This is a genomic window from Ruegeria sp. L11 (assembly GCF_056531755.1).
The window spans coordinates 112,849-126,182 of the sequence record NZ_JBQFMI010000005.1 but is presented as its reverse complement, the minus strand read 5'-3'; the positions used below and the strand labels follow the sequence as shown (position 1 = coordinate 126,182).

Annotated in this window: 15 protein-coding genes; 2 read left to right on the top strand and 13 right to left on the bottom strand. The window is 60.8% G+C overall.

The annotated features are described in order from the left end of the window. Positions 1-23 precede the first annotated feature (23 nt). From ACR0CE_RS11955 to ACR0CE_RS11935, 5 genes are all read right to left on the bottom strand, one after another. Positions 24-824, bottom strand: coding sequence for a hypothetical protein (locus ACR0CE_RS11955; RefSeq protein ID WP_480832596.1), 801 nt, complete (start codon positions 822-824; stop codon positions 24-26). Positions 825-1,095: 271 nt separating this feature from the next. Further along, positions 1,096-1,446 (bottom strand): hypothetical protein, encoded by a 351-nt coding sequence (locus ACR0CE_RS11950; RefSeq protein WP_480832594.1) that lies wholly within the window; start codon positions 1,444-1,446, stop codon positions 1,096-1,098. Between the two features lie 53 nt (positions 1,447-1,499). Beyond that, positions 1,500-4,955 (bottom strand): chromosome segregation SMC family protein, encoded by a 3,456-nt coding sequence (locus tag ACR0CE_RS11945; protein ID WP_480832592.1) that lies wholly within the window; start codon positions 4,953-4,955, stop codon positions 1,500-1,502. Between the two features lie 140 nt (positions 4,956-5,095). After that, positions 5,096-5,503, bottom strand: a complete 408-nt coding sequence (locus ACR0CE_RS11940; protein ID WP_480832590.1) for a hypothetical protein — start codon at positions 5,501-5,503, stop codon at positions 5,096-5,098. A gap of 44 nt (positions 5,504-5,547) precedes the next feature. Next, positions 5,548-6,741: an aminotransferase-like domain-containing protein gene (locus ACR0CE_RS11935; protein ID WP_480832588.1), complete on the bottom strand. Its 1,194-nt coding sequence runs from the start codon at positions 6,739-6,741 to the stop codon at positions 5,548-5,550. Between the two features lie 150 nt (positions 6,742-6,891). Between ACR0CE_RS11935 and ACR0CE_RS11930 the strand changes: the two genes are divergently transcribed. Beyond that, entirely contained in the window at positions 6,892-7,662 is a 771-nt protein-coding gene (locus tag ACR0CE_RS11930; protein ID WP_267365974.1) for an FCD domain-containing protein, read from the top strand. A 23-nt stretch (positions 7,663-7,685) separates the two neighbouring features. Here the strand turns inward: ACR0CE_RS11930 and ACR0CE_RS11925 are convergent, their stop codons facing one another. From ACR0CE_RS11925 to ACR0CE_RS11895, 7 genes are all read right to left on the bottom strand, one after another. Further along, positions 7,686-8,519, bottom strand: coding sequence for a hypothetical protein (locus ACR0CE_RS11925; protein ID WP_480832586.1), 834 nt, complete (start codon positions 8,517-8,519; stop codon positions 7,686-7,688). A 201-nt stretch (positions 8,520-8,720) separates the two neighbouring features. Further along, positions 8,721-9,281, bottom strand: a complete 561-nt coding sequence (locus ACR0CE_RS11920; protein WP_480586452.1) for a F0F1 ATP synthase subunit B — start codon at positions 9,279-9,281, stop codon at positions 8,721-8,723. A 5-nt stretch (positions 9,282-9,286) separates the two neighbouring features. Further along, entirely contained in the window at positions 9,287-9,838 is a 552-nt protein-coding gene (locus tag ACR0CE_RS11915; protein ID WP_209506152.1) for a F0F1 ATP synthase subunit B', read from the bottom strand. An 86-nt stretch (positions 9,839-9,924) separates the two neighbouring features. Next, the gene (locus ACR0CE_RS11910; protein WP_005981269.1) at positions 9,925-10,149 is read right to left on the bottom strand and encodes a F0F1 ATP synthase subunit C; all 225 of its coding nucleotides are present in this window, start codon (positions 10,147-10,149) and stop codon (positions 9,925-9,927) included. 48 nt (positions 10,150-10,197) lie between these two features. Further along, the gene (locus ACR0CE_RS11905; RefSeq protein ID WP_267366759.1) at positions 10,198-10,983 is read right to left on the bottom strand and encodes a F0F1 ATP synthase subunit A; all 786 of its coding nucleotides are present in this window, start codon (positions 10,981-10,983) and stop codon (positions 10,198-10,200) included. A gap of 2 nt (positions 10,984-10,985) precedes the next feature. Continuing rightward, positions 10,986-11,318: an AtpZ/AtpI family protein gene (locus ACR0CE_RS11900; protein ID WP_480507353.1), complete on the bottom strand. Its 333-nt coding sequence runs from the start codon at positions 11,316-11,318 to the stop codon at positions 10,986-10,988. Between the two features lie 184 nt (positions 11,319-11,502). Next, positions 11,503-12,414: a DMT family transporter gene (locus ACR0CE_RS11895; protein WP_480832583.1), complete on the bottom strand. Its 912-nt coding sequence runs from the start codon at positions 12,412-12,414 to the stop codon at positions 11,503-11,505. Between the two features lie 86 nt (positions 12,415-12,500). Here ACR0CE_RS11895 and ACR0CE_RS11890 point away from each other — a divergent pair, with 86 nt between their 5' ends. Beyond that, on the top strand, positions 12,501-12,836 hold the full coding sequence (locus ACR0CE_RS11890; protein WP_480507349.1) for an ArsR/SmtB family transcription factor: 336 nt from the start codon (positions 12,501-12,503) through the stop codon (positions 12,834-12,836). Here the strand turns inward: ACR0CE_RS11890 and ACR0CE_RS11885 are convergent. Continuing rightward, on the bottom strand, positions 12,833-13,246 hold the full coding sequence (locus ACR0CE_RS11885) for a universal stress protein (protein WP_480832581.1): 414 nt from the start codon (positions 13,244-13,246) through the stop codon (positions 12,833-12,835). The genes ACR0CE_RS11890 and ACR0CE_RS11885 overlap by 4 nt on opposite strands. Between the last annotated feature and the right edge of the window lie 88 nt (positions 13,247-13,334).

Sequence of the window (13,334 nt, the reverse complement as noted above, 5' to 3'; positions counted from 1 at the left end):
GATATCGGCACCGTCGCCGCTGATTATGTGACCGGATATTTCTTGGGGTCAATTCCATGTCTTTGACAGACAATATCAATGTAACTTCCCTTTGGAGGAATACCGCCGAATTTGCTGCGAATACCACTGCGGGTTTCGCCCTGGAAGTGGTGAAACCGGGCCCAATCGGGTTCGTAGTCTTCAATGTTCTCGACCGGGTCCAGAAACCCGCGACGCGGCCAATATAAATGCCAATGCTGGCCTCGGTCGATTTCACCGGTAACCCCCAGCGCCCAGCGGGTCACACTAGGGCCGGTTGTCGTCCACGGAAGATCGTAGAGCGTGATTGTCTCGCCTGCCTCATAGCGTTTGACCAGTTTTTCGATGTGATCACTGCCCAACCAAAACGGGATCGGGACTTCTGACTCAAGGAAATTCAGGATCAGCTTCAAGGCCAGAGATGTCTTGGGAAGGCGCAACACGCAATTGTTCATCGCCTTGTTGCGCCAGACGACACCAAACAGATAGTCCGGTGGAACATCCAGCGGCCGGACGCAGTAGATATCCAGATCAACCCACACATAGTCGGTTTTTTGCAACATGTGGATCCGGAAGATGTCTGAATAGACCGCCATCCGTCTCCGGCCACCGGTCAGGTTTTCGGTGGTTTCATCTGTATAGATTTCGCGGGCATCATGAACGACGACGCCGTCGGGAACATCTATGTTCATATCCAGCACGTACAGGTGGAAGACATAGCCATGATCCAGAAAAGACTGAATACATACTCTTTCAACGCAAGATAACGGCGCACCAAACCAGAAACTTGCAACTTGAAAATCCAAAACAGCACCTCTTGCCCAAAGCCTAAACGGGATCGCTGCTGCACTAACGAAGCGGTGTGTGGCTCGTCAACCGCGGCTGCTGTTTTGGCGCGACTTACCCTGCCTTGCGTCAGCGCGTTGTGTCGAGGTGCCCACAGTTTGGTTCTGGCCCCTCATTGGGCGCGCAATTTTGGGCTGGTGTTCCCAACAAAGCCGTTGACGTCTGCCGCGGGTTCAGATTGCTGCGCGGGTTGGTCCATTGCCAACATGGCTGGCCCAAGTTGTGACTTCTTTATTTGGGCCGCACCGGGTACCTATCCCCTTTCTGATCAATCAGGATCAGCCGCTCGCCGCTGTGGACATACAGGTCGCAGCGGCTGAACCCGTTGCGGTACGCAATGCAGACGGAACCGTCATCGGCGATGGCGTAGGTTCCAAAGGCGGAATCTCCTCCCGCGTAGGTATAGGAATAGGCCCCACCGGCCGAAAACTTGGCCTGACCATCATCGTAGAAGGTCAGCGTCTGGCCTGCGAGGGCGTCAAGCTCGGCCACTGTCAGCGGGACATCGCCGGGTTTGACGGGCCAGTCGGCGGCGACAACCGGGGTGGCGGCGATGAGGGCGGAGATCAGGAAACGCGTCATGAGGCCAAGGTAGCGCGTTATGCCTGCAATCATCATAACGTTGCGGTGAACGGTCAGGCCACCATCTGCTCGGCCTTCTTCAGATCGACCGAAACCAGCTGGCTGACGCCCTGTTCCTGCATGGTGACGCCGAACAGACGATCCATGCGCGCCATGGTCACCGCGTGGTGGGTGATGATCAGGAAACGGGTGTCGGTCTGGCGGCACATCTCGTCCAGCAGGTCACAAAAGCGGGTGACGTTGGCATCGTCCAGCGGCGCGTCAACCTCGTCCAGCACACAGATCGGGGCCGGGTTGGCCAGGAAAACGCCAAAGATCAGCGCGGTCGCGGTCAGGGTCTGTTCGCCGCCAGACAGCAGGCTGAGGGTTGAGAGCTTCTTGCCCGGCGGCTGACACATGATTTCCAGCCCCGCATCCAGCGGGTCATCGCTTTCGACCATGACAAGATTGGCCTCACCGCCGCCGAACAGATGCTTGAACAACATGGCGAAGTTCGAGTTCACCTGTTCAAACGCGGTCAGCAGACGTTCGCGGCCTTCGCGGTTGAGGCTGGAGATTCCGCTGCGTAAGGCTTTGATCGCCTCTTCCAGATCGGCCTTTTCACTGCTGAGCGTGTCGAATTCTTCCTGAACGTCCTTGCTGTCTTCCTCGGCCCGCAGGTTCACTGCGCCCATGGCGTCACGCTGGCGCTTGTGGCGGTTCACTTCGGCCTCCAGCGCATCCGCGGCGGGCATCTGGTCGGGGTTTACGTCCAGCTGGTTCAGCAGCTGGTTCGGGGTCAGTTGCTGGTCTTCGGCAATTCGTTCTGCTGCCGCAAGCACGCTTTCCTTTGCCGCGTCACTGCGCGCCTCGGCTGCGGCGCGGTTTTCGCGAGCTTCCGAGGCCAGGCGTTCCGCCTCACGCTCGGCCATCACCACTTCGCGCAACTGTGTTTCTGCTTCGGCCAGCTTGTCGGCGGCGTCGGCCCGACGGGCTTCGGCGGCTTCGATCAACTCGTTCAACTCTTCCCGCGCCTCGGCGATTTCGCCGGGGACGGCCATGGCCTCGGTCAGTTCCTCTTCCGAGCTTTCCTTGCGCTCGGCCAGTTCCGAAATCCGTTTCTCTGCCGTTTCCAGACGGTGCCGCCAGCCGCTGAGATCCTTGGTGACCTCCTGCGTGCGACGGGTACGGGCATCGCCTTCACGGCGCAGCTCATCATGGGTCGAGCGGTGGGTCAGCATGGTGATCCGCGCCGCCTCGACCGTCTGTTTGATGTCCTCAACCTCGGCGCGGGCGCTGTCGAGGTCACCCAGATCGTTCAGCGCCGCCTCGGCTTCGCGCAGCTGCACACGGGCGGACATGGCATCTTCCTTGTGGCGATCCACGGCAAGGGCCAGTGTTTCCAGCTTGCCCTGCGCAAGGTTGCGATCCGCCTCGGCGCGGCTGAGCTGGCGTGCGGTTTCGGCCATGCGCTGATCAGCGGCACGGCGGGCTTCGCGCGCGCGTCGGTCGGCCTCGGTCACGTCCGCCAGTTGCCGCGACAGGGTTTCATGCGCGGCGCGGGCGCCGTCGGCCTGCGCCTCGGTGCGGGCCAGTTCCTGTTTCAGCGCCTCAAGCTTGTTGAGCTGCTCCAGTCGCAGCGCCGCCGCACTTGGCGCATCCTCGGCCCAGGCGCGGAACCCGTCCCAGCGCCACAGATCGCCCGAGCGGGACACAAGACGCTGGCCCGGCTTCAACGACGCCTGCAACCGCGCGCCCTTATCCGCATCGACCAGCCCGATCTGCGCGATGCGACGGCTGAGCCTGTCCGGCCCTGACACGTGCAGCGCCAGCGGGTCGACCCCATCGGGCAAGGGCTGATCGCTGTCATACCCTGCCACCTGAACCCAGCCGGACGGGCCGTCACCTTCGACCAGCGGCGCACGGAGGTCATCGGCAAGCGCAGCACCCAGCGCCTTCTCAAAACCCGGTTCCACGCGCAGCAGGTCCATCACCTGCCCGCCCTCGGCCGTGTCGCGGTCCACCAGCTTGGCAAGCGCAGTGGTTTCGGCGCGGATTGCACCCAATTCGCCTTCGGCCTCGGACCGTTGCGCGCGTGCCTCGGCTTCGCGGGCCTGCGTTTCATTGCGCAGCTCATCCGCGGCGGCCAGCGCCTCTTCGGCGGCCTCGGCGGCTTCGCGGGCTTCTTCCTCGCTTTCCTGCGCGGTTTCGAACGCCTCGCTGGCACGGGTCAGGGCTGTTTTGGCCTCATCCACCGCCAGCCGGGCTTTTTCCTCCTCCCCCTCAGAGCGGGCCAGCGTCTTGCGGCTGTCTTCGACCAGACGCTGCGCCGACTGGTGACGGGCGACAAGACGCGCCATATCCTCGGTCTGCTGCGACAGGTGGTCTTCGCGGTCCTGAAGGATCGAAGCCGCTTCGCGGGCGATTTCTGCGGCTTCCGCCACCTTTGCGTCATGCCCTTCAGCGGCTTTGGCCAGTTCGCGGGCTTCCCATTCCAGCCGTTCGATCATCTGGCCCGCATCGCGGTTCAGGCCGGTTTCCCGTTCGATATCCTTGCCGAGCTGATGAATGCGGCTGGTCAGCGTTTCAATGGTCTGGCGCGCGCGGGTTTCCTGATCGGTCAGTTGATCGCGCTGCACCTGCTGGCGTTGCAGGACAGCGGCGGCGATGGCCTCTTCCTCGCGCAGGGGCGGCAGGGTTTCTTCGATCCCGGCCCTTTTTGCGGCGGCAGCGCGGGCCTCGGCCTCGGCGCGGGAGGCCTCGGAAATCCGGTCCCTTAGCTTGTCTTCGGCCTGCTGGCGGGCCATGTCGGCCTCTTTCCAGCGGCGATAGAGCAGCATTCCCTCGGCCTGACGCAGCTGTTCGCCGATTTCGCGATAGCGTGCGGCCTGACGGGCCTGACGGGCCAGTTGCGCAAGCTGCCCACCCAACTGCTCGAGCACGTCATCGACGCGGGTCAGGTTGGACTCGGTCGCTTTCAGCTTCAGCTCGGCCTCATGCCGGCGTTGATAGAGCCCCGAGATCCCGGCGGCCTCTTCCAGAATGCGGCGGCGGGCGCGGGGTTTGGCGCTGATCAGCTCGGCGATGCGGTTCTGCCCCACAAGCGCGGGGGAATGGGCACCGGTCGAGGCGTCCGCAAACAGCATCTGCACATCGCGCGCGCGCACATCCTTGCCGTTGGTCTTGTAGGCGCTGCCGACATCGCGGGTGATCCGGCGCACGATTTCAAGCTGGTCGGTGTCGTTGAACCCCGCAGGCGCCAGACGTTCGGAATTGTCCATGGTCAGGACAACTTCGGCAAAATTGCGGGCGGGCCGTGTGGCGGCACCGGCAAAGATCACATCCTCCATCGCGCCGCCGCGCATGGATTTGGGGCGGTTTTCACCCATCACCCAGCGCAAGGCTTCCAGAAGGTTGGACTTGCCACAGCCGTTCGGACCCACCACACCGGTCAACCCGTCCGCGATGATCAGATCGGTCGGATCAACAAAGCTTTTGAAGCCGGTCAGTTTGAGCTTGCTGAAACGCAATGGCCGCGTGTCCCGTGATTCCTATGAATTGAAAGTCTGCGCAAGGGATGGGGTCCGAGTCAACGCAGTTGCGCAGGATATGGGATATCAATGCAAGTTATCCACAACATCTTGCCGAAATGCGCAGGAACACGCGTATGTCAGTATGGGCTGCATTCAAAGACCTGATAGCCGCTGTCGTCCCCGACATTTTCATAGATACCATAGTCGATACATTCATATCGGGGCGTCGAGACGGCAGTCAGCAGCAGCCGTTCCCCCGCCTCGCGGTCGCACCCCAGAACACCAACCGTGACAGCCGCGTCGCCCAGCACGTCGAGGATCAGGCAGCCCGAAACCTGCGCCATGGCCAGCGCGGCGCGATCGCGAACAGGGCCAAGCCGCGGGGCGTATTGCGCGTTGATCCGCACCGCCTCGGCCAGATCGCCGCGCACGCGCACGTCGAACACACTGCCGTTCACCGCCACGCGGGTGGCCGGAACGTCGCGGAAATGCGGGGTCCCGGCGGCGCAGGCGGCCAGCAGGAACGGAGCGAGAAACCGGATCATGCCGCAGAGTTGCAGCAATTTGGTTAACAGAACCTTTCCGGACGTCAGGCGCGCAGAACTTGGCCTAACCGGCGGATACCTTCGCGGATCGTCGCCTCGTCCGAGTTCGAGAAGCTGAGCCGGATCGTGTTTGCGCCGCCGCCGTCTGGGAAAAACGCCTGCCCCGGCACAAAGGCCACTTTCACCGTATCCAGCGCCTGCGCCAGCAGATCAGACCCACTGATCCCGGCGGGGAGTGTCACCCAGACGAACATGCCGCCTTCGGGGCGCGTCCACGCCACCCCGTCGGGCATGTGCTGTTGCAGCGCATCCAGCATCGCATCTCGGCGCGCGCGGTAAGTGTCGCGCACTTTCGGGATATGGGTGTCAAAACACGCTTCCGCCACCTGATGCACGGCCATCTGGTTGATGGTCGCCGAATGCAGATCCGCCGCCTGTTTCAGCAGAACCATCTGCGAGATGATCGGCTTGGCCGCAACAACCCACCCCATGCGCAGACCCGGTGACAGGGTTTTCGAGAAGCTGCCACAATAGATCGTCCGGCAGTTTTCGATCGACCCCTTTCGTGCCTGTTCCAGAGCCAGGATCGGCGGGATCGGATCACCGTCATAGCGCAGTGCCTGATAGGCGCCGTCTTCGATCAACGCGCAGTCCAGTTCGTCGGTCAGGTCCAGCAATGCCTCACGACCCGGGCGGGTCAGGGTTTCGCCTGTCGGATTGGCAAAATCGGGCGACAGATAGGCGAATTTCACGGCGCCATCCCCTGCCGCAGCCTTGAATTCATCGGCCCCCTTGTTGCCATTAAGCCGGTCAAAGCGCGGCTCATACGCGTTGAACGCGGCAAGAGCACCCAGATAAGTGGGCCACCCGACCAAGGCCGTGTCGCCGGGGGACAGGAACAGCTTGCCCAGATAATCCAGCGCCTGCTGCGAGCCCGAGGTGATCAGGACGTTGTCCATGTCACATTCCACTCCGATCTCGCGCATGTGCTGCACCAACCACCGGCGCAGGGGGGCATAGCCTTCGCTGACCGAATATTGCAGCGCCTGCGCCTGCATGTCCGGCCCCAATGCCTGCTGAAACGCCTGCGCGAAAGCCTCAGCCGGGAAAAGCGCGGGATCCGGAATGCCACCGGCAAAGGAAATGATGCCGGGCTGATCGAGCAGTTTCAGCAGCTCGCGGATTTCTGACGCCTTCATCCGGGAAGCCCGGGTGGCAAACAAAGGGTGATGGGACATGAGGCTCCTCCGATCTCATTTCGGCGCAGCCTATGCTTTCTCAAATTAAAGTCAACACTTCTGACCTAATATTTCAGCGGATGTGACCGGGTATTCTTGAACAGCCCCCCTGTCCATGGTCAAATGAGTTGACCAATTTCGGAACGGACCATGCCATTTCAGAAAGTTCAGACGGAAAAACTGTCACTTGCGGTCGTTCGCCAGATCGAGCTGTTGATCCTGCGCGGCATCCTGCGCCCCGGGGAGCGCCTGCCGCCCGAGCGTGAGTTGGCCGAACGGATGGGTGTGTCGCGCCCGTCCCTGCGCGATGCGGTGTCCGAGCTTCAGGAACAGGGGTTGCTGACAACAAAAGCCGGCTCCGGGATCTATGTGGCCGAGGTTTTGGGCTCGGCCTTTTCGCCGGCGCTGATCCGGTTGTTCAGCAGCCATGACGAGGCCGTATTCGATTACCTGTCCTTTCGCCGCGACATGGAGGGGCTGGCGGCGGAACGGGCCGCGCGGCTGGGATCAGAAAGCGACCTGAAGGTTGTTCAGGCGATCTATGACAAGATGCGGGCGGCCCATGACCGGAACGCTGCGGACCAAGAGGCGCAGCTGGATGCCGAGTTTCATATGGCCATCATCGAAGCCAGCCACAATGTGGTGATGCTGCATATGATGCGGTCGATGTATGACCTGCTGGTACAGGGTGTGTTCTATAACCGGCGGACAATGTTCCGGCAGCGCGCGACCCGCGAGGCCATTCTGGACCAGCACAGCACTATCAACGCGGCCCTTCAGGCCCGCGATCCAGCAGCCGCACGTCAGGCCGTCGAAACGCATCTGAGTTTTGTCGAACGCTGCATGATCGATCAGCAGAAGGCCGAGCGGAACGAGGCTGTTGCGCAGCAAAGGTTGCAGCACGAAACCCGTCAGGCCTAGCGCTTTCCAAGCGCCCTCAGGGATCAGGCGGCGCCGGTCTCGGGTTGGATCAGATGGGACGGGAAAGCTGCGCCACTGCCTTCGCCCAGATCGTCATTCGGGGCGATGGTTGTCAGGGCCGGGTCGATGAACAGCCGCGCGCCCCGGTCCCTGAGGTGTTTATGCAGCATCACATGCTCGCACACGAGGTCGCCCTTTTCGTCCCGGCAGGAATAGCGCAGGCCACGCAGGGCGCGGGTCTTGTACATTCCTGCACCGCCGAAGGCGCTGTCGACCGGTATCAGGGGCATATCGGACGGGATGTGGTACTGCCGGTCGAAAACTGCTGATTTCAGCAGAACTTTCCGCCACTTACGGCGCCCGAACAGGGGCTTGCGCGTTGTCCGAATTCTTTGCCAGACGTCTTCGTCACACCAGCCCGCACAGCGCAGAGCATAAATATCGTAATAGGCTGGTTTGGAATTGGCAAAGACACCTTCCCAGCGTGGTACGGACCGTTGTGCAGCCGTCAGAACCGTCTGAGCGTCCAGACAGACATTCGGCCCGTTCAGATCAAGCACCAATGTCAGGTCGTGACCGCTGTCGCGTTCTTCCAGCCTGTTGAGGACTGCGTTTCTGGCCGCCGTGATCCGCTCGACCCGGTCTGGCAGTCTGGACACCAGACCATCCATGCGGACAAGGTCCACATTCGGGTCGCGGCGCGCGAATTCGGACAGAACCCGATCTGTGCGATCAGTGTTGTCGTTTGTCGCGATGGTCACGGAATAGCGGTGCAAGCGGGTGGTCAGGTCTTCGATCCTGTTGATGCTTTCGATCAGCGCGGCCCCGCCGTTCCTGACCACCCCAACAATATTCATCGAAACGTCTTCGCCTGCCACGGCCCGTCTTTCCCTGTTCTTTTTGCACCCGTCGATCCCGAAGGGGACCTTCAGACCCTCAGAAGGGTACAGAATCCGGGTGATGTTGCCGTCAATACAATCAGCCCCGTCACCAAAACAAAAGACCCGACAGCGCAATGCTCTCGGGTCATCTGCGTTTTTTACCGGTCGGTGTCCCCGTCAGTGCAGCTTGGCGCCCACATCTGCGATCGAGGCCTCGATCAGCTTGTTCGCCTGCGCGGCTGTCATCTGCTTGGCCAGAACCGAGCTGGCAGCGGCAATCGCAACCGAAACGGCCTGATCGCGCACGTCTTTCACAGCCGAGGCTTCGGCCGAGGCAATCTGGTCCTGCGCAGCAGCCAGACGGCGTTCGATCGACTTTTCGAGATCGACTTTCGCCTGGTCCGCAGCCAGAACCGCGTCCTGTTTGGCCGCCTCGACAATTGCATCGGCCTGTGCCTGAACTTCACGCTGCTTGCGCTCGTACGAGGCCAGCAGGCTGCGTGCTTCTTCATGCAGGGCGCGGGCTTCGTCCAGCTCGGCCTTGATGCCTTCGGCACGGTTGTCCAGCGCACCGCCGATCATGCCCGGCACCTTGAAGTAGAACAGGACCGCGATGAAAACGATGAAGCCAAGAAGGACGACAAAGTCGGTGTTGCCAAGCGAGAAGAACGGGCCGCTTGCAGCCAGCGCGGGGCTGGCGGCACCAACGGTCAGGATAAGGGCAAGAGTGTTCCGCATGTCACTTATCCTTTCATCTGCGCGTCAATGGCACTGTCGATGGCTTTGGCATCCGCCTCGCCGCCCAGCGCGGTGACCAGTTCAGCCGCCGTATCCTTGGCGACCACTTGAATGCTTTCCAGCGCACCGGCACGGATTTCGGCAATTGCCTTTTCCGATTCAGCCGCCTTTGCGGCGATTTCCGCGTCTGCTCTGGCAATCGCATCATCCAGTCCAGCCTGGATTTCTGCGCGTGCTTCTGCCGCGATACGCTGCGCTTCGGCACGGGCATCGGCCAGCGCCTTGTTATAGGCCTCTTCGGCCTCGACCGCTTTGGCCTTCAGATCTTCGGCCGCAGCCAGGTCATTTGTAATGGTCCCCCGGCGCTCGGCCAGGATTGCCGCGATGCGGGGCAGAGCCACGCGAGACAGGACCAGAAAGATGACGACCAGCGTAATGACCAGCCAGAAAATCTGGTTGGGGAACCAATCGAAGCAGAGCTGCGGCATCCCGATGGCAGAGCCATGCGAGTCAACGCACGCGCCAACTACTTCTTCGCTAATGGGTTCAGTCGCCATGATGTCCTCCGTCGGAACGTTGTCTTTACAACAGGTGGGCCGCTATGGCTTGGACCCACCTGCGCGTAAGGATCAGGTTCCGCAGATTAGACGGCGAACATCAGCAGCAGCGAGACCAGGAATGCGAAGATCCCCAGGGCTTCTGCGAATGCGATACCGATGAACAGGGTTGCGGTCTGCGAAGCAGCCGCCGAAGGGTTGCGCAGGGCGCCGGCCAGGAAGTTGCCTGCAACGTTGCCCACCCCGATTGCGGCTGCGCCGGAACCGATTGCTGCCAGGCCTGCGCCGATGTGTGCGAGATCGCCTTCCATGATGTATCTCCTTACGAATTGGAAGTTTCGATGTTGGGTTATCGGACCTTAGTGCGAAGGATGCAGCGCATCTTTCAGATAAACACAGGTCAGAATGGTGAATACGTAGGCCTGAATGAAGGCCACCAGGACCTCGAGACCGTACATTGCGGTGATCGCCAGAACCGACACGGGCGAGATCAGGGAAATTGCGGCAAAGCCTGCAAACACCTTGATCACCGCGTGGCCAGCCATGACGTTACCGGCAAGACGAATGGAGTGGCTGACCGGGCGTACGAAGTACGAGATCAGCTCGATGATCGCCAGGATCGGGCGCAGCGCCAGCGGCGCGCTGGAGACCCAGAACAGGCCCAGGAACGCGGCACCGTTCTTGACGAAACCCAGAATGGTCACGGTCAGGAACACGGCCAGCGCCAGCGGGATGGTCACGGCGAAATGTGATGTGGTGGTGAACGAGGTCGGGATCAGGCCCAGGAAGTTCGCGGTCACGATGAACATGAACAGGGTCATGACATAGGGGAAGAACTTGACGCCGTCCTTGCCGCAGATGTCTTCCAGCATCTTGTAGATGAAGCCATAGGCCAGTTCCGCAATTGACTGCATCCGGGTCGGGACGATGGCGCGCTTTGATGTGCTGAGAACCAGCAGGCCAAAGATCGCCACGATGGCCAGGAACAGCCACAGGGTCACGTTGGTGGGGGTGTACCAGGCAATCTCGCCACCGAACAGCGGCTTGACGATGAACTGGTCCATCGGGTGAAACACCAGGCTGCTGGCTTCTGCTGCGTGGTCTGCGCCTTCGGCGCCGTGTGCTGCGGTGGTCTCGCTTGCCACGTTCAGTCCCTCTCGTCCTTTTCGACCTGCATATGGGCCGCTTGTTTATCTTGAACCTCTTTCGCGCTGCGGAGCATAACCTTCACGCCCGCGACAAGGCCCAGCAATGTGAACAACACCAGAAAGATCGGGATTGTCCCGAGCAGGCTGTCCAGCCCGTATCCGATGCCAAATCCGATCCCCAGACCGGAAACCATTTCGATGACCATCCTCCAGGCAAGCTCGCCCCCGGATATGTCACTGTCAGCGCGGGCAGCCGGTTGTCTGGCCTTTTTCGCCGCGTCGATCTTGGCCTCAAGCTGCGCCATACGCTGCTTTTGGTCGTCATCGGTCACGGACGGATTCCTCGCGCTGTCTTGCGCATGGTGCTAAGGCGCGAAAGGCGCAGAGTCAACGGCGTTGATGGCGTGAAATGACGCAGGTTATAACATTGTTTTTACTATGATATTTAAGGGTCATCTGCCCAGTCGGGTTGCCTGCCTTTGACCGGAACGGCAGTAATCGCCCCAAAAACCATATTCAACCTTTTGGTTGATCTTTTCTTGCCCGCTGAGGCCAAAGGCGTCGAACAAGGCGTCCGTCGATCAGCAAGAGCCCGGCAAAAATCGCCGCCATGCCCATCAAATGTTCGGGTTGCAGAGTTTCCCCCAGAACCCAGGTTCCAAGTATCAGGGCGGAAACCGGCGCGATCAGCGTGACTGTCGAAATGTTGGTTGGCCCGACTCTGGGCAGCAACCAGTAGAAGGCAATGAAAGCGGCCGAGGTCAGCACAAAACCGATCATCAGCAACGAAAGCCAGGTTTCAGTGTGCTCGATCACCGGCAGGCCTTCACGCCAAAGCGCCAGGGGTAATATTGCCAAGGCCGCCCCCGTCAGGGCCAGGGCGACCAGCACCACCGGCTGCATGTCACGGAAGGCCCGCGCAATGTTGACGGAAAACGCGTAACAGATCGGCGCGCACAGGGTCAGCAGAACCGCCCAGAACTGAGAGGTTTCGCCATTACGCAAAATCGGAACGGACAACACGACAATCCCAATGAAGCCGCACAACACGCCAAGGGATTTCAACAGCGTCGCACGCTCGCTTCCCGGCCAGAAATGCGAAACGATGACGGCAAAGGCCGGTGTTGTCGCATTCACGATCCCCGCCACGCCGGACGCGATATGCTGCTGCCCAAGCGCATAGAACGCAAATGGTGCGGCATAGCTGAGCGCCCCGAACCCCAGCAGACCGATGGCGCGCCCGAGTGTCAGGTGAACCGGCATACGGGCAGCAATCACATAGATCCAACAGCCCAGCGCCCCAAATGCAACACGCCCCAATGACACGGATAGCGGCCCAAGTTCGCGCAGCAATATGGCGTTGAACATGAAAGACATGCCCCACCCGATGCCAAGGACGCAGATCACCAGCCAGTATTTCAGCGCCATAGCCGCCCCCCCTTTGCGCATCGCCGCTGAACAGTGACGTGATGGGGGAAATTGTCAAACGGGTTCTCGCCCATTAGGAAAGACCCATGTCCAACGATCTCGACACCGTGTTTGCGGCCCTTGCCGACCCCACCCGCCGCGCCATTCTGGCGATGCTGCTGGAGGACGATATGGCCGTGACGGATGTGGCCGAGCCGTTCGAGATGTCGCTGGCGGCGATCTCGAAACATCTGGTCATCCTGACCAAGGCCGGGCTGATATCACAGGAAAAGCGCGGCCGGGTGAAATGGTGCAAGCTGGAACCCGACGCGCTGCGCACCGCTTCGGTCTGGATGCAAGGGTTCGGTCAGTTCGAACCCATCAACCTGGATGCGTTCGAACGGTTTCTGGAAGTCGAGCTTCCGATCTCGGACGAGACCTAGCGCACCACAAAGACCGACATGTTGGCATGTTTGGCCAGATATCCGGCGTGGCTGGAAAAGATGTAGTCGGTGATCCGGGGCGCATGGGTGCCCACGATGATCAGATCTGCACCGATCTCTTCTGCCGCTCGGGTCAGGTCGCTGTCCACTTCGGCAGCAACATCGACCGAGTGTATCTTGCGCACCGCAACTTCGGCCGCGCCTTCTGATGCAAGCTGTTCGGTGAAGTCGGCCAGTTGCTTGTCTATCTCGGCCTCGGTTTCCGAGGATGCACCCATATGGGCCCCGCTGACACTGACCAGAGTGATCTTGGCGCCCTGCCATTTTGCCACCTGCGCGGCGACATCTGCGGCCTTTCGAACCTCGGGCGGCAGGTGGCGGTCAATCGGCAGCATGATATGTTTGAACATAATCTCCTCCTTTTGTCCGCCTTCCAAGGTAGTCCTGAGACCAAGGGCCTGCCTTGATCTGGCTCAACAGATTTTGCCTTTGGAATTC